18 protein-coding genes are annotated in these 19,635 nt (G+C 71.3%); 11 read left to right on the top strand and 7 right to left on the bottom strand.

Annotated elements, in window-relative coordinates; all coding sequences use genetic code 11:
- Positions 1 to 24: 24 nt before the first annotated feature.
- A complete protein-coding gene (locus G412_RS0132580; protein WP_028815704.1) occupies positions 25 to 972 on the bottom strand; it encodes a hypothetical protein in 948 nt (315 codons plus the stop codon).
- Between the two features lie 192 nt (positions 973 to 1,164).
- Here G412_RS0132580 and G412_RS0132575 point away from each other — a divergent pair, with 192 nt between their 5' ends.
- The gene (locus G412_RS0132575; protein ID WP_028815703.1) at positions 1,165 to 1,614 is read left to right on the top strand and encodes an ASCH domain-containing protein; all 450 of its coding nucleotides are present in this window, start codon (positions 1,165 to 1,167) and stop codon (positions 1,612 to 1,614) included.
- An 88-nt stretch (positions 1,615 to 1,702) separates the two neighbouring features.
- On the opposite strand, the gene G412_RS0132570 is transcribed toward G412_RS0132575, so the two are convergent.
- Positions 1,703 to 3,358, bottom strand: a complete 1,656-nt coding sequence (locus G412_RS0132570; protein WP_028815702.1) for an FAD-binding dehydrogenase — start codon at positions 3,356 to 3,358, stop codon at positions 1,703 to 1,705.
- 145 nt (positions 3,359 to 3,503) lie between these two features.
- On the opposite strand from G412_RS0132570, the gene G412_RS37035 reads away from it, so the two are divergent.
- The 3 genes from G412_RS37035 (at position 3,504) to G412_RS37030 (ending at position 4,897) form a co-directional block, all read left to right on the top strand.
- Positions 3,504 to 4,058, top strand: a complete 555-nt coding sequence (locus G412_RS37035; protein ID WP_037650708.1) for an NUDIX hydrolase — start codon at positions 3,504 to 3,506, stop codon at positions 4,056 to 4,058.
- Positions 4,059 to 4,133: 75 nt separating this feature from the next.
- Positions 4,134 to 4,532 (top strand): YidH family protein, encoded by a 399-nt coding sequence (locus G412_RS0132560; protein WP_028815701.1) that lies wholly within the window; start codon positions 4,134 to 4,136, stop codon positions 4,530 to 4,532.
- Positions 4,529 to 4,897, top strand: coding sequence for a DUF202 domain-containing protein (locus G412_RS37030; RefSeq protein WP_078607599.1), 369 nt, complete (start codon positions 4,529 to 4,531; stop codon positions 4,895 to 4,897). Before G412_RS0132560 ends, G412_RS37030 begins: the two co-directional genes overlap by 4 nt.
- Positions 4,898 to 4,918: 21 nt before the next feature.
- Here G412_RS37030 and G412_RS0132550 read toward each other — a convergent pair whose 3' ends face one another.
- Positions 4,919 to 5,602 carry an NADPH-dependent F420 reductase gene (locus G412_RS0132550; RefSeq protein ID WP_028815700.1) on the bottom strand — a complete coding sequence of 228 codons (684 nt, stop codon included), beginning with the start codon at positions 5,600 to 5,602 and terminating at the stop codon, positions 4,919 to 4,921.
- A 109-nt stretch (positions 5,603 to 5,711) separates the two neighbouring features.
- Between G412_RS0132550 and G412_RS0132545 the strand changes: the two genes are divergently transcribed.
- The 5 genes from G412_RS0132545 (at position 5,712) to G412_RS0132525 (ending at position 9,829) form a co-directional block, all read left to right on the top strand.
- On the top strand, positions 5,712 to 6,074 hold the full coding sequence (locus tag G412_RS0132545) for a winged helix-turn-helix transcriptional regulator (protein ID WP_028815699.1): 363 nt from the start codon (positions 5,712 to 5,714) through the stop codon (positions 6,072 to 6,074).
- Positions 6,075 to 6,121: 47 nt separating this feature from the next.
- The gene (locus tag G412_RS0132540; RefSeq protein ID WP_028815698.1) at positions 6,122 to 6,418 is read left to right on the top strand and encodes a hypothetical protein; all 297 of its coding nucleotides are present in this window, start codon (positions 6,122 to 6,124) and stop codon (positions 6,416 to 6,418) included.
- A 105-nt stretch (positions 6,419 to 6,523) separates the two neighbouring features.
- A complete protein-coding gene (locus G412_RS0132535) occupies positions 6,524 to 7,435 on the top strand; it encodes an MBL fold metallo-hydrolase (protein WP_028815697.1) in 912 nt (303 codons plus the stop codon).
- 139 nt (positions 7,436 to 7,574) lie between these two features.
- Positions 7,575 to 8,600 carry a phosphotransferase family protein gene (locus G412_RS0132530; RefSeq protein WP_028815696.1) on the top strand — a complete coding sequence of 342 codons (1,026 nt, stop codon included), beginning with the start codon at positions 7,575 to 7,577 and terminating at the stop codon, positions 8,598 to 8,600.
- Positions 8,601 to 8,608: 8 nt separating this feature from the next.
- Entirely contained in the window at positions 8,609 to 9,829 is a 1,221-nt protein-coding gene (locus G412_RS0132525) for an acyl-CoA dehydrogenase family protein (protein ID WP_028815695.1), read from the top strand.
- A 363-nt stretch (positions 9,830 to 10,192) separates the two neighbouring features.
- Here the strand turns inward: G412_RS0132525 and G412_RS0132520 are convergent, their stop codons facing one another.
- The 3 genes from G412_RS0132520 to G412_RS0132510 are packed head-to-tail and all read right to left on the bottom strand — an operon-like array spanning position 10,193 to position 13,303.
- Positions 10,193 to 10,786 carry a TetR/AcrR family transcriptional regulator gene (locus tag G412_RS0132520; protein WP_028815694.1) on the bottom strand — a complete coding sequence of 198 codons (594 nt, stop codon included), beginning with the start codon at positions 10,784 to 10,786 and terminating at the stop codon, positions 10,193 to 10,195.
- A gap of 40 nt (positions 10,787 to 10,826) precedes the next feature.
- Positions 10,827 to 12,542, bottom strand: coding sequence for a class I adenylate-forming enzyme family protein (locus G412_RS0132515; protein WP_051338751.1), 1,716 nt, complete (start codon positions 12,540 to 12,542; stop codon positions 10,827 to 10,829).
- Positions 12,539 to 13,303 (bottom strand): SDR family oxidoreductase, encoded by a 765-nt coding sequence (locus G412_RS0132510; RefSeq protein ID WP_028815692.1) that lies wholly within the window; start codon positions 13,301 to 13,303, stop codon positions 12,539 to 12,541. Before G412_RS0132510 ends, G412_RS0132515 begins: the two co-directional genes overlap by 4 nt.
- A 180-nt stretch (positions 13,304 to 13,483) precedes the next feature.
- Here G412_RS0132510 and G412_RS0132505 point away from each other — a divergent pair, with 180 nt between their 5' ends.
- The gene (locus G412_RS0132505; protein WP_028815691.1) at positions 13,484 to 14,746 is read left to right on the top strand and encodes an exo-beta-N-acetylmuramidase NamZ family protein; all 1,263 of its coding nucleotides are present in this window, start codon (positions 13,484 to 13,486) and stop codon (positions 14,744 to 14,746) included.
- A 101-nt stretch (positions 14,747 to 14,847) separates the two neighbouring features.
- Entirely contained in the window at positions 14,848 to 16,167 is a 1,320-nt protein-coding gene (locus G412_RS0132500; RefSeq protein ID WP_028815690.1) for an alpha/beta hydrolase family protein, read from the top strand.
- Between the two features lie 465 nt (positions 16,168 to 16,632).
- Here G412_RS0132500 and G412_RS0132495 read toward each other — a convergent pair whose 3' ends face one another.
- Complete coding sequence (locus tag G412_RS0132495; protein WP_051338750.1) at positions 16,633 to 19,479, bottom strand: penicillin acylase family protein; 2,847 nt, start codon at positions 19,477 to 19,479, stop codon at positions 16,633 to 16,635.
- Positions 19,480 to 19,635 lie beyond the last annotated feature (156 nt).

The raw sequence follows: 19,635 nt of genomic DNA, 5'->3' as shown, positions 1-19,635 counted from the left end.
TGGCCTTGGCGGTGACGTGATGGGTCATGCGATCCCGAGCGCCGTGCCGCAGGCGGCGCGGAAAGCCCGGTGCGGGTCCCGGTCGGGGTACGACCACGGGGCCTCGGTGGCGTGCGGGCCGATGCGGTTGAGGAGGGCGGCGGCCTCGGCGGGCCTGCCCTCGCAGAGCTTCGCGTGGGCCAGGTAGTTGAGGTCGACGTGCCGGCGCGGGTGGTCCTCGTGCTCCCACTCCAGCCACCAGTCGAACGCCGCCTTCATCACCTGGCGGGCGCGGCGGCCCGTCCAGTGGCCGGAGGCGGCGGGGTCGTCCGGCAGTTGTCCCGCGCGGGCGAGGGCGCGGTAGCGCTCGGCGTGAGCCACCACGGGGAGTACGGCGAGCGGGGAGTCGGCGGGGGCCTGCTCGGCGGCCCAGGCGGCGAAGTCGTACACCTCGTGGAGGGGGTCGTTCCCTATGTCCGGCCGGCGTTCGGCGAGACGGGCGGCCATCAGGTGGTGGGCGTGGTGGTGCTCGGGGTGGCGCAGCCGTACCTGGTCGAAGAGCTGGGTGACCTCCTCCTCGGTCCCGAGGGAACGGGCCAGGAGCAGCAGGCCGAGCCACGGCGTCGGGTCGGCCGGCGACCGCTCGGCCGCGCGGCGGCAGGCCTCGCGCGCGCGGTCCTCCGGCTCCTTGCCGCGCAGCGCGCCGATGACGGTGGCGCAGGCGATGAGGGTGACGGCGTCGCAGCTCTCCGGCTCGGCGAGCAGCCAGTCACCGGCCCAGGCCGCGGCGCCGGTGGCCTGGGCGAGTACGACGAGACGGTGGCCGCGGCAGTCCCAGTCGTCGCCGGTCGCGGCGAGCAGGGAACGGGCCTTGGACCAGCGGCCCTGAGCCAACTGGCCGCGTACGGCGATGAGTTCGGCGTCGCCGAGTGCGGCGTCGAAGGTATGGTCGGTCCGGCGGCGCGAGCGGCCGAGGGGTGGCGGAGGTGGCATCCGCGGGGTCCTCCACGGCGCAGTGTGCGAGCGTTTGATCACGCACAGCAAAGCGGTAGGCGGTAGTCCACGTCAAGAGCGGTCTAAACCAACTTTCCGTGGGATCAAGGTAGTTGGAACGGCACCGACCTGCCGAAACGTGGTTTCGCGGCCCCGGCCATGATCCGCCGGGCAGGCCCTAGTCTTGCCCCCATGCCTGAACACTCTGCGCTGCCGCCGTGCCTGCTGGCCTTTCCCGGTCCGCTGCGGGACCGGCTGGTCGCCGCCGTTCTGTCCGGCGAGAAGGTCTCGACGACCGGCCTGCTCGCCGAGTACGAGGCCGAGAAGGAGGAGCTGCCGCCGGTCGGCGAACGGTCCGTGGTCATCGACTCGGACGGCCGCGAGGTGGCGGTGATCGAGCTGACCGAGGTTCGGGTCCTGGCACTCGGCGACGTGGACCTCCAGCACGCGCTGGACGAGGGCGAGGGCTACACGTCGGTGGCGGACTGGCGCGCGGGGCACGAGAGGTTCTGGCACAGCGAGGAGATGCGAGAGGCACTGGGCGACCCGGAGTTCACGGTCGACGACACGACGGTGGTCGTCGCGGAACGCTTCCGGGTCGTGGAGCGGCTGGACGGGGCGCGGCCGGACGGGCACGGCTGAACGGGGCGCGGCTTGAGGGGGGCACGGCTGAACGGCGCACGGACGGACGGGGCGCGGCTGGACGGGGCGCGGCCGGCCTGAGTTGTCGCTAGGCCACCGCCTTCGCCGCCGCGCGGCCCGCCGTACGGCCGGAAAACAGGCAGCCGCCCAGGAACGTGCCTTCCAGCGAGCGGTATCCGTGGACGCCGCCGCCGCCGAATCCCGCCGCCTCCCCCGCCGCGTACACGCCCGGCAGTACGTCACCGCCCTCCGTGAGCACCCGCGAGGACAGGTCGGTCTCCAGACCGCCGAGCGACTTCCGGGTGAGGATGTGCAGGCGTACGGCGATGAGCGGGCCCGCCTTGGGGTCGAGGATGCGGTGCGGCGAGGCCGTACGGATCAGCTTGTCGCCCAGGTAGTTGCGCGCCCCGCGGATCGCCATCACCTGGAGGTCCTTGGTGAAGGTGTTGGTGATCTCCCGGTCCCGCGCGGTGATCTCGCGCCGCAGCTCCGCCTCGTCGATCAACGCCTCCTTGGTGAGCGCGTTCATACCGCGCACCAGTGACGTCAGATCCTTCTCGACCACGAAGTCCGCGCCCTTGTCCATGAACGCCCTGACCGGGCCGGGGACATCGGCGCGGGCGCGGCCGATCACGTCACGGACGGACTTGCCCGTGAGGTCCGGGTTCTGTTCGGAACCCGAGAGCGCGAACTCCTTGCCGATGATCCTCTGATCGAGGACGAACCAGGTGTAGTCGTACCCGGTCTTCATGATGTGGTCGAGCGTGCCGAGGGTGTCGAAGCCGGGGAAGAGGGGTACGGGCAGGCGCTTGCCACGGGCGTCGAACCACAGCGACGAGGGGCCGGGCAGGATGCGGATGCCGTGCCTGGCCCAGATCGGGTTCCAGTTCTGGATGCCCTCCGTGTAGTGCCACATCCGGTCCCGGTTGATCACCCGGCCGCCCGCCGCCTCCGTGACGCCGAGCATCAGGCCGTCGACATGCGCGGGTACGCCGGAGAGCATCGAGGCGGGCGGCGTGCCGAGCCGCTGCGGCCAGTTGGCGCGTACGAGATCGTGGTTGCCGCCGATGCCGCCCGAGGTGACGATCACCGCCTGGGCCCGGAGCTCGAAGGACCCGGTCGCCTCGCGGCTGCTGGCGGTCCCGCGCCCGGCGGCAGAGGGCTCCAGGATCTCGCCGGTCACGGTGTCCACGGACCCGGCGCCGCGCGCGAGACCGGTGACGCGGTGGCGGAACCTCAGCTGGACCAGGCCACGGGCGACACCCTCGCGCACGCGGCGCTCGAAGGGGGCGACGATGCCGGGGCCCGTGCCCCAGGTGATGTGGAAGCGGGGTACGGAGTTGCCGTGCCCGGTGGCGTCGTACCCGCCGCGCTCGGCCCATCCGACGACCGGGAAGAAACGCACGCCCTGCCCGTGCAGCCACGCGCGCTTCTCGCCGGCCGCGAAGTCGACGTACGCCTCGGCCCACGCGCGCGGCCAGTGGTCCTCGTCGCGGTCGAAGCCCGCCGTGCCGCGCCAGTCCTGGAGGGCGAGCTCGCGGCTGTCCCTGATCCGCATGCGGCGCTGCTCGGGCGAGTCCACGAAGAAGAGCCCGCCGAACGACCAGTGCGCCTGACCACCGATGGACTGCTCGGGTTCCTGGTCCAGCAGGATCACCTTGCGGCCCGCGTCGACGAGTTCCGCGGTGGCCGCCAGACCTGCGAGGCCCGCCCCGATCACGATCACATCAGCGTCGTACGCCATGGTTTCCGTCCTTGCCGGGGGCGAGTGGAACGAGAAGTTACCCGTGCGTCAGATCTTCGGCAGAGCGGAGCGGGGCGTCAACCGGCGGATGACCGTGAGGTTGGACGGCTGTGACGTTGGATGACCGTGAGGTTGGATGGCCCGCATGACTCCTGCTGACGAGATTCTGGACATCGTCGACGAGAACGACGAGGTGGTCGGACAGGCCCCGCGCGGTGAGGCGTACGCACAGGGTTTGCGCCATCGCTGCGTCTTCGTCCTGGCGCGGGACGGCGAGGGCCGGTACTTCGTGCACCGCAGGACGCCGGTGAAGCTGGTCTTCCCCTCGATGTACGACATGTTCGTGGGCGGGGTCGTCGGCGCGGGCGAGTCGTACGACGAGGCGGCGCTGCGGGAGGCCGAGGAGGAGCTGGGCGTCAGCGGACTGCCCGCGCCCGTACCCCTGTTCAAGTTCCTGTACGAGAGCGCCGACGGGGCGCAGACCTGGTGGTCGTACGTCTACGAGGTGCGGTGCGAGCTCCCGGTGAAGCCGCAGCCGGAGGAGGTCGCGTGGCACGGCTTCCTGACCCGCGCGGAGCTGGACCGGCGGCTGGCCGGGGGCGCGTGGGAGTGGGTGCCGGACGGTCTCGCGGCGTGGGAACGGCTGCGGAGGTTCCAGAGCCCGGGCCCGCTGTCCTCGTCAGGTCCTGGGCAGGTTTGACCGCACCTTCTCGGTCCGGTCCGCACCACGGAGCAGTCCCGTGCCACGGACAATCCGCCCGGTAGGGTGCGGCGGGTGACCGAGTTTGTACGGAGTCTGCGGCTCTGGTTCGCGCCGCAGCGCATCCGGGAAGAGGGCGAGACCCCCGACTACCGCTTCTCGCTGGCCAATGAGCGCACCTTCCTCGCCTGGATCCGTACCGCGCTGGCGCTCATCGGCGGCGGGTTCGCGGTCGACCAGTTCCTGCCGGACCTGGCGTGGGGCGTACGCGCCGGCATGGCGCTCGGCCTGCTGGCGGCGGGTGTGCTGTGTGCGCTGCGGGCGGTCAATCACTGGGTGCGCTGTGAGCGGGCCATGCGGCGCGGCGACGATCTCCCCGTCACCCGGTTCCCGACGGTGCTGAGCCTCGTGGTCGCGGTCGTCGCCGTCGCCATGGTGGTGGTCGTCCTCTTCGACTGGGAGGGCACCGGTTGACCGGCCGCCCGGCCACCCCCGGCCCCGGTTCCAGCTCCGGCCCTGGCTCCACCCCCGTCCCGGCCAGGGACCCCGGCCTCCAGCCGGAGCGTACGAGGCTCGCCTGGCGCCGGACCACGCTGGCCTGCACGGTGGTGGCCGTACTGGCGGCGAAGCAGGCCGTACACGACGAGATCAGCGCGGCGGGGGTGATCGCCACAGCGCTCTGCGTGCTCGTCTGGCTCGGCTTCCTGCGGGTCGCCCACCACCGCATCCAGGCCGTCGTCAGCACCGCCCGGCCGGCCCCGATGTCCGTGCGGGCCGCGATGACGGCGACGGCCTGCACGATCGCCCTCGCGGGGTTCGCCGTGGCGATCGTCGTCTGACGCGGGCGGGCCGGAGCAGGCTCAGGCGGTGGCGGCCTCGAAGGGCGGCAGCATCCGGCGAGGGTCCTTGCCGCTGACCCACAGTCCGATGAGGAACGCCGTCGCGGTCTCCAGATACACCGCCCGGTCGAGGCCTCCGGCGGCCAGCGGTACGCAGCCCATGTCGCGCACGAGCGTGCGTACCGTCTCCAGCGCACGCTCGTCGTCCCCGCACAGCGGCACAGCCAGCGGCGCGGTGAGCGGGCCGTCGGGGAAGGCCGGCGGTGTCAGCCGCCAGACGCTGTCCGCGCAGTGGTTGAAGGCCTTGACGACGTGGGCGCCGGTCGCTTCCGCGATACGTGCTGCCGCACCCGGCCCGCCTTGTGTGGTCAGGACGAAGCCGGGGCCGATCGCGTTGGTGCAGTCGATCAGGACGCGGCCGCGCAGTACGCCGCCGCCGTCTTCGTCCGCGCCCGCCTCCTTCAGGACCTCGGGCACGGCGGCGTGCGGCACGGCGAGCAGCGTCGCGTCGCCGAAGGCGGCGGCCTCGCGCAGGGTGCCCGCCCGGCAGGCGGTACGGCCGCCGATGCCGCCGGCGATACGCCCGGCGAGTGCCGCTGCCCGGTCCGCCGAGCGGCCCGCGACGAGCACCTCGTGGCCGGCGCGGGCCCACTGGGTTCCGAGTGCGTCGGCCATGTTGCCCGTACCGAGAATTCCGATGCGCATGGATGTTCCCTCTTCCGCGTAGCGTGACAGGACAAGATGTCCGCACAGGACGCTAGGAGGTCCGCCGGTTACCGATCGGTGCCCAACGGGCCCTACGGGGAGGGTGGTTATGAACGACTTGCTCGCGGACTGCCGGGCCAGGCTCGGCTTCGATCTGCTGGCGAACACCTGGAACGCCGTCGTCATCTACGCGCTCGCACAGGGCCCGCGCCGTCCCGGCGAACTGCGCGCCGAGATCGGCGGCATCAGCGCCAAGGTGCTCACGCAGACGCTCCGCCGCCTGGAGGGTTACGCCCTGGTCGAGCGCCACGCGTACGCCGAGTCACCACCGCGCGTCGAGTACGGGCTGACCGGACTCGGGGTGAGTCTCCTGGAGCCGATCCGGGCACTGGGCAGGTGGTCGGCGGAACACGGTGACGAATTCGTCGCGGCGCAGGGGTGGGAGACGGATGACGCGGTCGATCGGGACTAGCCTGGAGATACCGCAAAACACCCGGAATCGCACCAGAGGTGAACGTAATGGCCACCCTCCATCAGGAGCACCCCACCCACGAGCACATCCACGGCCCGGCCTGCGGGCACACCGCGGTGCCGCACGGCGACCACACCGACTACGCGCACAACGGACACATGCACCGCGAGCACTCCGGGCACTGGGACGAGTGCGAGTCCACGGATCACGTCACACACAGCAGCCACACCCATGAGCACGGCCAGGGCTGCGGGCACAGCGCTGTCACGCACGGCGATCACCTCGACTACGTGCACGACGGCCACCGCCACGCCGCTCACGACGGCCACTGGGACGATCACTGAGCACGAGGTCCCGGTCCCGGCCCCGCCTTCCCCCGGCCGGACGCCAACTGGCAGGCTCTCCCTGACCAGTTCGGCCATCGACTTACCCGATTCGGGGGAATCCCAGTGCCTGCCACGGATCCGTACATCGTCCAGCTCGCGCCCGAAGTGCACGCGCACATCCAGCCGGACGGCGGGTGGTGCCTGAACAACGCCGGGTTCGTCAGCGACGGTACTTCGACGCTGCTGGTCGACACCGCGGCCACCGAGCGCCGCGCGCAGGCACTGCGCGAAGCCCTCCTCGCGACCGGCGCGCCGCTCCCCCGTACCGTCGTCAACACCCACCATCACGGCGACCACACCTACGGCAACAGCGTCTTCGTACCCGAAGCCACGGTGATCGGGCACGACGCCTGCCGCTCCGAAGTCCTGACCGCCGGGCTTCAGCTGCACCAGATGTGGCCGCGGAACGACTTCGGCGACATCACCGTGACCGCCCCCACCCTCACCTACAGCGAGCGGCTCACCGTCCACGCGGGCGGGACCGAGGTGCGGCTGATCCACCCCGGCGTCGCGCACACCACCGGCGATTCGATCGTCCACCTGCCGGAGTACGGGATCGTCTTCACCGGCGATCTCGTCTTCCAGGGCGGCACGCCCTTCCTCCCGATGGGATCGCTGAGCGGATCACTGCGCGCCCTCGGCCTGCTCCGCTCGCTCGGCGCGGACACCGTCGTACCCGGCCACGGACCGGTCACCGACCCGTCGGCGTACGACGCGACAGAGAGCTATCTGCACTACGTCGCCGAACTCGCCGAGGCCGGGCACGCCAAGGGCCGTACCCCCCTGGAGACCGCCCAGGAGGCCGATCTCGGGGCCTTCGCCGAGCTGCGCGAGAGCGAGCGGCTGGTGGCCAACGTGCACCGCGCGTACGCCGAACTGGACGGCCTGCCGGAGGGCTCGCCGCTCGATCCGGTGGCCGTCTTCGCCGACATGGCGGCCATGAACGGCGGGAAGCCGGTCGCCTGCCACGCGTGATCCGCGTCTCGGGGTACGCCGGCACACTGGACGGCATACCGACTGGTCGGCATGATGAGCCTGCGACGTCTCGTCCACTTGCCCACCATGCCCTTGTCTGTCCACCGTGCCCTTGTCCGCCGCCCCCGGAGGTGCCCCCATGAGCGCAGTCCACCCGCCAGGTCTCGATCCCGAGCGGTTGCGCGGTCGTCTCGACCGCGAGCGGCCGGGGCTGGTGAGCGGACCGCTCAGCGCCCGGCTCATCGAGGGCGGCCGTTCGAACCTGACGTACGCCGTCACGGACGGCACGTCCCGGTGGGTGGTGCGACGGCCGCCGCTCGGCCATGTGCTGGCGACCGCGCACGACATGAAGCGCGAGTTCCGGGTGATCAGCGCGCTGCACCCGACGGATGTGCCGGTGCCGGCGCCGCTGCTGCTGTGCGAGGACGAGTCGGTCATCGGATCGCCGTTCTACGTCATGGAGTTCGTGGAGGGCGTTCCGTACCGTACGGCCGACGAGCTCGCCGCGCTGGGTGCCGAGCGCACCCGCGCCGCCGTGCTCGGCCTGGTCGACACGCTCGTCGCCCTGCACGCCGTCGATCCCGAGGCGGTCGGACTGGGTGACTTCGGCCGCCCCGAGGGGTTCCTGGACCGCCAGCTGCGCCGCTGGGGCAAGCAGCTCGACGCCTCCCGCAACCGTGAACTCGCGGGCATCGACGAGCTGCACGCCGCGCTCGGGCGCTCGCTGCCCGGCTCTCCCGCGCCCACGGTCGTACACGGCGACTACCGGCTCGACAACGTCCTGATCGGCGGCGCCGACGACCGGATCAACGCCATCCTCGATTGGGAGATGTCGACCCTCGGCGACCCCCTCACCGACCTCGGGCTGCTGGTCATGTACAGCTCCGAGCTGGGGCTGCCCGACTCCCCCGTCTCCACGACGGCCGGCGCGCCCGGCCACCCGTCGGCGCGCGAGATCGTCGAGCGGTACGCCGCCGGGTCCGGCCGGGACACCTCCGCGATCGCCTGGTACACGGCGTTCGCGTGGTTCAAGCTCGCCGTGATCCTGGAGGGCATCCACTACCGGTACACGCTCGGGCAGACCGTCGGAGCCGGCTTCGACCGGATCGGCGACCTCGTGCCCGTGTTCATCGAGCACGGCCTGACCACCCTTCAGGAAGGCTGAGACCCACCATGGATTTCGCATACGACGCGCGGACCGAAGAGCTCCGCACCAAACTCCTCGCCTTCATGGACGAGTTCGTGTACCCGGCCGAGGCCGTCGCCCACGAACAGCGCGCGTTGCTCGCCTCACCGTGGGACACCCCGCAGGTCGTCGAGGACCTCAAGGCGGAAGCCCGCAGGCAGGGCCTGTGGAACCTCTTCCTGCCCGACGCGGAGTACGGCGCGGGGCTGACCAACCTCCAGTACGCGCCGCTCGCCGAGATCACCGGCCGCAGCCCGCAGCTCGCCCCCACCGCGCTGAACTGCGCGGCGCCGGACACGGGGAACATGGAGCTGCTGGCGCAGTTCGCCTCCGACGAGCAGAAGAAGCAGTGGCTGGAGCCGCTGCTGGCGGGCGAGATCCGGTCGGCGTTCGCGATGACCGAGCCGGAGGTCGCCTCGTCGGACGCGACGAACATCGAGACCCGGATCGAGCGAGCCGCAGACGGCGACGAGTACGTCGTCACGGGACGCAAGTGGTACATCTCCGGGGCGATGAACCCGGACTGCAAGATCTTCATCGTGATGGGCAAGACCGACCCTGACGGCGCCGACGTCCGCCGCCAGCAGTCGATGATCCTGGTGCCGCGCGACACGCCGGGCGTCGAGGTCCGGCGCGCGATGCAGGTGTACGGGTACGAGGACCACTCCCACGGCGGCCACGCGGAGGTCGTCTTCGACGGGGCTCGGGTGCCGGCGTCCGCGCTGGTGGGCGAGGAGGGCGGCGGCTTCGCCATCGCCCAGGCCCGACTCGGTCCGGGGCGGATCCACCACTGCATGCGGCTGATCGGCATGGCGGAGCGGGCGATCGAGCTGATGTGCCGGCGGGCGGTGTCGCGTGAGGCGTTCGGCAAGCCGCTGGCCCAGCAGGGCGTCGTACACAACTGGATCGCGGACGCGCGGGTGACGGTCGAGCAGCTGCGGCTGCTGGTGCTCAAGACGGCGTGGCTGATGGACACGGTGGGCAATCGCGGGGCGCACACGGAGATTCAGGCCATAAAGATCGCTACGCCGCGAGCGGTTGTCGACATCATCGACAAGGCGGTGCAACTGCACGGCGCGGGCGGGGTGAGCCAGGACTTCCCGCTGGCGGAGCTGTGGGCGGGGGCGCGGACGCTGAAGCTGGCGGACGGGCCGGACGAGGTGCATCAGCGGTCGCTGGCGCGGCGGGAGCTCAAGAAGTACGTGTAGGGAGAGGGGGGGCGGTGCGGGTGGCGTGCGGGTGCGGCGCGGGCTGCCGCTGCGCGGGGCTTTCCCCGACCCGCCCCTTCCCGAACTGGGGCGCTGCCCCAGACCCCGGTCCTCAAGCGCCGGACGGGCTGGAGTGGGCCGGGGGTTGCTGGGGCTCCGCCCCAGACCCCGCTCCTCAAACGCCGGAGGGGCTGGATGGTTGCGGCAACTGTCCAGCCCGTCCGGCGCTTGAGGACACGCCCGCAGGGCGTCCGGGGGTCTGGGGGCTTGCCCCCAGTTCGGGAAGGGGCGGGTAGGGGAAAGCCCCGCGCAGCGGCTCCCGCCCGCATCCGCACGCCACCCGCACCCGCCACCCGCACCCCCCTACGGCCGCAACGCCCGCAGCAGCAGGTCCGCCAAGTGGTCCGCCACCTGCTGCGGTGTGAGCGGGCCGTCCGGGCGGTACCAGGTCGACAGGTGGTGGACCGAACCGAAGTGGTAGTCCACGACCAGGTCGGCCGGGGTCGCGGTCGAGAAGACGCCCGCCTTCTGCCCCTCCTCCACCAGCGCCCGGAACCGCTCGTGATACCGCCGCCGCTCCGCCCGCACCTGCTTGTCCTTCTCCGGACTCAGGTGGTGCATGGACCGGAAGAAGATCGACGCGTCGTCGAGGTTGTCGATGGTCGTGACCACCACATCCGCCGCCGCGTCCCGCAACCGCTGCTCCACCGGCGCGTCCGCGTCGGCGAACGCGTCGAGCCGCTCCTGCTGGAGCCGCAGGACACGGGCGTACACCTCGTGCAGCAGGTCGTCCTTGGAGCCGAAGTAGTGGTAGAGCGCACCCTTGGTGACGCCGGCCGCCTCCACGATCTCCTGCACCGACGTACGGTCGTAGCCGCGCTCGGCGAACAGGCGGGTGGCGGCGGCCAGCAGCCTCTGGGGGACGGGGATGCCGCTCCCGTCGGTCGTCCTGGCCATTGCCGCCACCTGCCTTCCGTCGAAACAACCGGTTGTGAGTTCAGGAACGGGAACGCAATTCCCGCCTGAGGATCTTCCCACTCGTCGTCTTGGGAAGTTCGGGCAGGATCTCCACTTCGCGCGGATATTTGTACGCGGCCAGCCGCTCCTCGCAGTACGCGGAGATGTCCGCCGGCGCCACGTCCGCACCGGGGCGCAGGCTGACGTACGCCTTCACGCTCTCCCCGCGGTACGCGTCGGGGATGCCGACGACGGCCGCCTCGCGCACCGCCGGGTGGGTGTAGAGGACGTCCTCGACCTCGCGCGGCCACACCTTGAAGCCCGACGCGTTGATCATGTCCTTCTTGCGGTCGACGACGTAGAGCCAGCCGGCCTCGTCCATGAAGCCGATGTCGCCGGTACGCAGTTCCCCGCCGGGGAAGGCCTCGGCGGTCGCCTCGGGGCGCCGCCAGTAGCCGGGAACGACCTGCGGGCCGCTGACGGCGATCTCGCCCTGCGCGCCGAAGGGCACGTCGGCGCCCGTCTCGTCGACGATACGTACGACCGTGTCCGGGCCGGGTACGCCGACGGACAGCGTCCCCGAGGCCGGGTCGACCGGGGCTTCCTTCTCGGGCGGCACGGACGCGCAGGGCGCGGTGCACTCGGTGAGTCCGTAGCCGTTGCGGAGGTACGGACCGAATGCCTCCCGGAACTTCTCCACCAGGGCCGGTGGCACCGGCGCGCCGCCCGACGAGATGACCTGGAAGGACTCGAAGTGTTCCCGCGTGACGCTGGGGGTGGCGGCGAGCGCCATGAAAGCGGTGGAGGGGCCGACGGTGTAGGCGGGGCGGTGCTCGGTGAACGCGTCGAGGACGACACCCGGATGGAAGCGGTAGGCGAGGACGAGCGTGCCGGCGTTGGCGACGCAGGCGGCCAGTTCGCAGACCATGCCGGTGATGTGGAAGAGGGGTGCCAGGGCGAAGTACGCCGAACCCTCGGCCACGGGGTGTCCGGTGCGCTGGCGTTCGGCGTTGTACATGATTCCGCCGTGGAGGTTCATGGCGCCCTTGGGCGTGCCGCTGGTGCCCGAGGTGTAGCTGATCAACGCCACGTCGGTGGCGGTGAGCTCCCGGCCCGCCGGGGCGGCAAGGCCCTGGCGGGCGACGGTCACCAGGTCGTCCGCGTCGGAGGCCGGCGCCTCCCGCTCGAAGTTCAGTACGCGGGTGTCGTTCCTGGTCTGGAGGTCGAGTTCGCAGGCGGTGAGGGCGATGCGTACGGGCGAGTCGGCGGCGGTGTCACGCAGGTACGCCTCCCACGCGCGGTCCGAGCAGATCAGCGCGGTCGCCTCGGCGTCCCCGAGCGCGTGCGCGACCTCGGCCGACTTGTACATCGGGTTGAGCGGTACGACGACGGCGCCGGCCTTCCAGGCGCCGAGCAGTGCGATGACGAAGTGCGGGCTGTTCTGGAGCATGACCGCGACCCGGTCGCCGTGCCGCAGGCCCTGCGCGGCCAGGTGACCCGCGACGGAGTCCGACAGTTCGTCGGTCTCGCGGTAGGTGAGGCGGCCGTCGAAGTAGGCGAGGGCGGGGTGGTCGGGCGCGCGGGTCACCGCGCTGCCGAAGGCGTGCAGGAGGGTGGCCGGCGGGTCCATCGGCGCCCGCTGGGCTTCGCTGAGCTGGGCGAGCCAGGGCTTGGCCGCGTAGAGCGACCCGGTCGCGGATTCCGACCCCGTCGCGGATTCCGGACCGGTCGTGGGTTCCTTTGTCGACTCGCTCATCGGCCGGCCTCCTCCCACTTCTGCTGAAGGTGGTTCATGCCGGCCAGCCAGCGGTCGGGGTTCCCGGCGCGTGCCTGGTAGTACCCGGCGACCTCGGGGTGCGGCAGGATCAGGAAGCGGTCGGCCGCGATGCCGTCGAAGAGGGCATCGGCGACGTCCTCCGGCTCTATGGCGGTGGGCGCGAGCACCAGCTCGCCGGCCGAGCCCGCGGCGGTCAGCATGTCGGTGCGTACCCCCTGCGGGCAGATCGCGTGGACCTTGACCCCGCGGTGACGGTACGTCAGCGACAGCCATTCCGCGAAGGCCAGCGCGCCGTGCTTGCTGACGCTGTACGGGGCCGCGCCGACCATGGTCAGCAGGCCGGCCGCCGAGACGGTGGAGACGAACCGGCCGCTGCCGCGCTCCAGCCAGTCGGGCAGCAGCGCCTTGACCGCCCTGACATGAGCCATGACGTTGACGTCCCAGGCCGCCGCCCAGACCGCCTCGTCGGCGAAGGCGTCGCCGGGCGAGGCGAGGCCCGCGTTGGCGCAGTACACGTCGACCTTGCCGCCGAGCGCCGCACGGGCCTCTTCGACGATGGCGGAGGCGTCGCCCACGACCGCGGTGGCGCCGGTCTCGTCGGCGATCGCCTTGACCTTCCGCGCGTCGAGGTCGTTGACGACGACGCGTGCTCCCCCGGCCGCGAATCTGCGGGCGAGGGCGGCTCCGATGCCGCCTCCCGCACCGGTGACGACGACTCCCGCGTCCTGGAACTGGCTCATCCTTGAGGCCCGCCTCTCCTGCCGATCCTGCCGGCAACCTCGGCAGACTAACCGGTCGGTATGGAGCGGCGGAAGGGGTACGGCGCTACCGACCCGCGGCGCCCGGCTCGTTCCCCGCGGCCTCCGCGCGCGCTAGCGTGCGTGGCCATGACAGACGGCGTCAATCACGGAGGTACTGGGATGAGCCTGTCCAGACGCGCACTGCTGGCCGCCACGGGGGCGGCCGGGGCGACGGGAGCAGCAGGAACACTCGGCGCCGCGGCCCCCTCGGCCGCCACCGGCCGCCCCGGACAGTTCCGGGTCCGTACCGGCTTCGACCGGCTGGCCGCCGACGGGTACGCACTGCTCGCGGGACAGAAGGTCGGCGTCGTCACCAATCCGACGGGGGTGACCTCGGACGTACGGCACATCGTCGACGTCATGCACGCCGACGACCGGGTGAACCTCGTCGCCGTCTTCGGGCCCGAGCACGGCTTCCGTGGCACGGCGCAGGCGGGCGGCTCGCAGGGGCGTTACGACGACCCGGCGACGGGGCTGCCGGTGTACGACACGTACTTGAAGAGCGGGCAGCCGCTCGCCGACATCTTCACGGCGTCGGGTGTGGACACGATCCTGTTCGACATCCAGGACGCGGGCGCGCGTTTCTATACGTACATCTGGACGCTGTACGACTGCATGGTGGCCGCCGTGCTCGCGGGCAAGCGGCTGGTGGTGCTCGACCGGCCGAACCCGGTGACGGGGCGGGCGGCTCTCGGCCCCGTTCTGGACAAGAAGTTCGCGACGTTCGTGGGGCGCGAGCCGATCGCGCAGGCGCACGGGATGACGGTGTGCGAGCTGGCGCGGCTCTTCAACGGGGAGTTCCTGTCGCGGCCGGTGGCGCTGGAGACGGTGAAGATGTCGGGCTGGCGGCGCGGTGACTTCTTCGACCGCACGGGTCTGCCGTGGGTGCCGCCCAGCCCCAACATGCCGACGCCCGACACAGCGCTGGTGTACTCCGGCACCTGCCTCTTCGAGGGCACGAACCTGTCGGAGGGGCGGGGCACGACCCGGCCCTTCGAGCTGCTGGGGGCGGAGGGCATCGACCGCCGGTGGGCGCAGACCGCGAACGCCGCCGGGCTGCCCGGAGTGCGCTTCAGGGAGGCGTACTTCGCGCCGACGTTCTCCAAGTTCCAGGGGAAGACGATCGGCGGCGTACAGCTTCATGTGCACGACCGGGACGCGTACGACCCGGTGCGGACCGGCATCGCGCTGCTGATCACGGCGAAGAGGAGCTGGAGCGGCTTCGCGTGGCGGGCCGACCACTGGATCGACAAGCTGACCGGCAACACGCGGGTGCGCACGATGATCAACGCGGGGGCGGGGACGGACGAGGTGGTGGGCGCCTGGCGGTCCGACCTCGCGGCGTTCGACTCCGTACGCCGGGAGTACCTGCTGTACCGCTGAGGATGTAGCCGGCAGCAACATGGACGCGGTGTATGGCCAGTCGTTCGGCCCGGCGGGATGCTGAGTCCGCGAGCAGCCCGTTCGGACCCTAGGGGTGTGCCATGGCGGATGTACGTGTCGAGCCGTACCGGGAGATCACCTTCGACGCCGATGGTGATGTGAACACGCGTCAGCGCGAGCGGCTGGCGGAACTCGACGTCACCGACCTGGTGATGTTCGCGCACGGCTGGAACAGCAACCGCTCGGTCGCGACCCGGATGTACGACCGTTTCTACGCCCCCTTCCCCGGCCTGCTCGCGGGCTCCCCCGGCGTACGGCTGGGCTATGCGGGCATCGTGTGGCCGTCGATGCGGTTCGCGGACGAACCGATCCCGGACTTCGACCGGAGCGCCACCACCGCGTACCCGGGCCCCGGCCTCGACCAGCACACCCGGCAGGCGCTGGCCGAGGTCTTCCCCGGACGCGAACGGATCGTGGAGCGGCTGGCCGAGCTGCTCGACGAGCGACCCGAGGAGCAGGCGGCGTTCGATGAATTCGGCCGGTTGGTGGGGCAGTTGACCGGACGGACGACCGCGGCCACGACCACGACCACGACGGTGCACGCGTCGGACACGGACGCGGACTCGGAGGAGGAACTGCCGCATGACGAACCGATGATGCTGCACGACGACACACTCACCGTGTGCCAAGGCTTCGCGGTCGCGCTGGCCGAGACCGGCGCGGAACCGGCGACGCGGAGCCTGGCGCTCGGCGGCGGCCTGAAGAAGGCCTGGAACGGGGCGAAGGAGTTGCTCCGCCAGGCGACGTACTACGAGATGAAGCGCCGGGCCGGGACGGTCGGCCGGCGGGGACTCGGGCCGTTGATCGGGCAGCTCGCCCGGTCGTCACCGTCGACGCGAGTCCATCTGGTCGGTCACAGCCAGGGCGCGCGGCTGGTCGCTTTCGCACTGCGGAGGCTGCCCGACGGCGTACGGAACGTGAAGTCGGTGACCTTGCTCCAAGGCGCCTTCTCGCACTACGCGTTCGCGGAGCGCCTGCCGTATGCGCCACGCGGCGGTGGCGCGCTGCGAGGGATGGAGCGGCGGGTGGACGGGCCCGTGGTGGCGTGTTACTCGCGCCACGACACGGCGCTCGGGGTGATCTACCCACTGGCGTCGCGGCTGGCCGGGGATTCGTCGGGGCTGGCCGGGCTGGGCAACAAGTGGGGCGCGATGGGTTACGACGGGATCAAAGCGGTGCCGAACACCCCGGCGCTCACGCTGGCGAAGGCGTTGCGCGACGGGGTCCCCGGCTCGGGCTGCGTGAATGTCGACGCGGCGGCGGTCGTACGGCGCGGGGGTGCGCCTACGGGGGCGCACAGCGACATTCTGCACGCGGAGCTGGCGGGGGTGGTGGTAGCGGCGGGCCGGATGGTGGGCTAGGGCGAGCGGCAGTGGCGGGCCTGTTTCCCCCGACCCCGCCCCTGCCCGCTGTGACATGTGCGGCTCCGCCATGTGAGGGGCTCCGCCACGGCCCCGGCCCTCAAACGCCGGGCGGGCTGGAGTGGGCCGGGGGTGGCTGGGGCGCTGCCCCAGACCCCGCTCCTCAAACGCCGGAGGGGCTGGATTTGGTTGCGGTACCCACCCAGCCGGTCCGGCGCTTGAGGACACGCCTGTGGGGCGTCCGGGGGTCTGTGGGCTGCCCCCCCCACGCGGCGGAGCCGCACATGTCGCGCCGGAGGGGCTGGGCTTGGTTGCGGCACCACCCAGCCCGTCCGGCGTTTGAGGATACGCCCGCAGGGCGTCAGGGGTCTGGGGCTTGCCCCAGTTCGGGAAGGGGCGGGTAGGGGAAAGCCCGCCGCAGGCGCCCCGCGCCCCCGGCGCCGCACCCCAGCACCCCCCACCCCCTCAGCGGTGTGACGGGTACTCGATGACCATCTGGTAGGTCGGGCGGTTCTGCCAGTGCATCGTGGGGTGGGTGAGTCCGCCGACCGCGCGGTGCACGATCGAGTCGGCGCACCACTGCTCCCCCGCCTCGCAACTGTCGTCGCCGGGATACACCTCGGCGGCGGGCGTGGCAACGGCCTGCTTCAGGGTGGCGAGGAGCGTTCCGCGGCAGGCGGACAGGTCACCGCCGCCGCAGTAGGTCTTCGCCAGTGGGCCCTTGACCTCCTGCCCGAGGACCGTGCGGAGGTCCTTGTCGACGTAACTCCACCAGCCGTACTGGAACGCCGACCCCGCGTGCGCCCCGGTCGGACCGTGCCCGGCCGACGGCGCCTCGTCGATGGTGAGGCTCTTGACGAGCTCTCCGTAGAGCTCGCCACCGAGGCCGGGCCTGAACTCGGCCTCGACGAGCAGCGGCCACCACGCGTCCATGATCCGAACCGCGTCGGGATGGGAGTAGGTGCGTGACCCCTGCGCCGTCTCCTTGCGCTGGGCCCCCGCCGAGCGCCAGGCTTCCAGCCGCTGGATACCCCTGGCCAGGTCCGGGTCGGTGACGGGCTGCGAGCGCAGTACCTTCAGCAGTTCGGGCAGTACGTCCTCGCCGCGCAGGTCGGTGACGGCCGCCTCCGCCATGGCACGGGTGAGCGAGGCGCGGGTGACGCCGCCGTCGGCGACCAGCTTCTTCACGCGGTCGTCGAGGAGGTTCCCCCGGTGTACGGAGCCGTTGCCGAAGCCGGCCGCCGTGAAGTCCTTCGCCTGCTTGTTGTTCCACGAGATGTAGTAGTCCTGGCCGGTGGACTGCGGGTGCTGGGCGGGTGGGGTGTAGGCGGCGGTGTTGGCCCGCGAGTCGTAGTCCCGCCATTCGTACGCCTTCTCCGCCTTGACGGGGAGTGAGGCGTCGATGCCTTCGGCGCGCACCGGGTTCATGCCGCTGTTGTAGTAGGCGGCGGTGCGCGAGTCGGCGTAGAACCAGTTGAAGGCGTAGTCGATGCTCTGCGCCGCCTTCTGGAAGGACGCGGCGTCCTTCACGTACGACGGGTCGTTGAACATCTGGAAGCCGATGATCGAGTCGGCCTCGTGCCGGTAGGTGGAGCGCAGTGAGGTGTACGCGACGGGCTTGCCGCCGACGGTGGCGCGGTGGGTGACCGTGCCGTATTTCGTGCGCCAGACCTGCATCCGGTACGAGCCCGCGGCCGTGGAGTCGGCCAGCGTCGGCTTCCACGCGTTGTGCTTCTCCAGCTTCTCCATGGGGGTGCAGGCGCCCCGGTAGAGGTAGTACGCCGAGGACTTGTCCGGGATGCCGCCGCCCGGTTCGCACAGCTCCACCGCGTACGTGTCGGTGATGTCCTGCCCGGCGGAGGTGGCCGACCACCCGTAGTCCTGGCCACGGCCGAGCTGGACGTACATGCCGACGCCGGCGAAGGAGGCGCCGCGGGCGCTGATGCCGGGGCCCTGGAGTTCCTGGAGCATCAGCAGTTGCGGGGCGAAGTAGCCGGTCTGGGGGCCGAAGACGGCGACCGGGTTTCCGCTCGCGGTGTGCTCGCCGGAGACCAGCAGGGCGTTGGACATGCCGCGCTGCTTCGAGAAGTCGGCGCCGGGCAGCACACCGTCGTCGTACATGCCCTGGAGCGGCTTGAGCCTCTTTGGCGCCTCGACCGGGTCCTTCCGCCCTGCCTGCCCGCTCTTGGCGGCGCCCTCGCGGTCGTACACGAGCTGCTCGGGTGTCACGGAGCCGCGGTCGGGCATGGCCGCGCCGCGCGGGTTCCCCGGCTTGCCGGCGTACGGGAAGCCGGTGCCGTCGTGGACGGTGAGGACGGCTTCGGGATCGTTGCGCTGGCGGAAGGACTCCCAGACCTCGGTGCCTTCGGCGACGCCGTACTTCTGCTGCGCGGCGAGCAGCGAGATCGCGGACTGGACCTCGCCGCCCCCTCCGCCGCCGAAGAGGCCGCCGACGACGGAGGCGAGCGCGATCAGGTCGGTGATTTTGAAGGGCTTGATCTCTCCAACGTTGGTGACCGCGTCGACTTTTCCGGTCAGGACGTACTCGCCGGGGAAGTAGCGGCCCTTTTTGGCCTTCTCACGGTAGAAGTTGATGCCGTCGACGTACGCCTGCGCGTCGGCCATCGCCTGCTCGCCGCGCTCGCCCTTGGTGGTCCGTATCCAGTCGATCTGGGCCTGGAGGTCTTCCTCGGTGTACGGGGCCTGCGGCCAGAACTGCTGCTCCAGGCCCTGGTTGGCGAGGGCGCCGCCCGCGAACGAGGTCAGTTCGCCGCGGCCGATGTGACGGAAGAGGTCCATCAGCCAGAGCCGGTCCTGGCCCGCCGCGTAACCGGCGCCGAATTCGGTGCCGTAGCGGGTGGTGCCCTTGATGTGCGGGACGCCGGTCGCCTTGTCGCGGGTGATCGTGACGTCGTCGCGGGGGCGGATCACGGAGGCGATCTGGCCCTCGGGTACGCCGAAGGAACCGTCGTTGAAGAAGTCGGTCAGTTTGTCATCGGTGAGGCCCTGGTGGCCCGCGACGAGGGCGTCGTACTTCGCTATCTGGTCGGAACTGTGCGCGGGGCGGGTGCCGAGGGTGCGGTGGGCGAGGATCTCCGCGAGGGTGGCGTTGCCGTTCTGGCCCGGCGGCAGGATGTCGTCGCACTGGCCGCCGCAGTGATCCGTAACAGCGGCGGCAGTGGCCTTACGGGTGTCGTCCGCCGTGGCCTGCGGCAGGGGCGAGAGGAGGCCCGCGGCGAGTGCGATGACCGCTGCCGCCAGGGCTGTTCTGTGCTGGGGGTGGGGTGCGGCACTGGGACGTCGTCGTCGCATGGTGCTCCTTGGGGGGAGGCCGACCGGTGCGGCGGACGTTACTGGCGGTACGCGGCCGCCGGAAGGTGAATAGGCGTCACCTTTTCGAAATCCCCACTGATGACGCCCATTCGATTTTCGATGGAGCCGATCGGGGCACCCGTACGTCCACTCTGT

This window comes from Streptomyces flavidovirens DSM 40150, from assembly GCF_000429085.1.
GTDB classification, from domain to species: Bacteria; Actinomycetota; Actinomycetes; order Streptomycetales; family Streptomycetaceae; genus Streptomyces; species Streptomyces flavidovirens.
The sequence above is the reverse complement of the archived record's forward strand: the minus strand, read 5'-3'. Positions and strand labels throughout refer to the sequence as shown.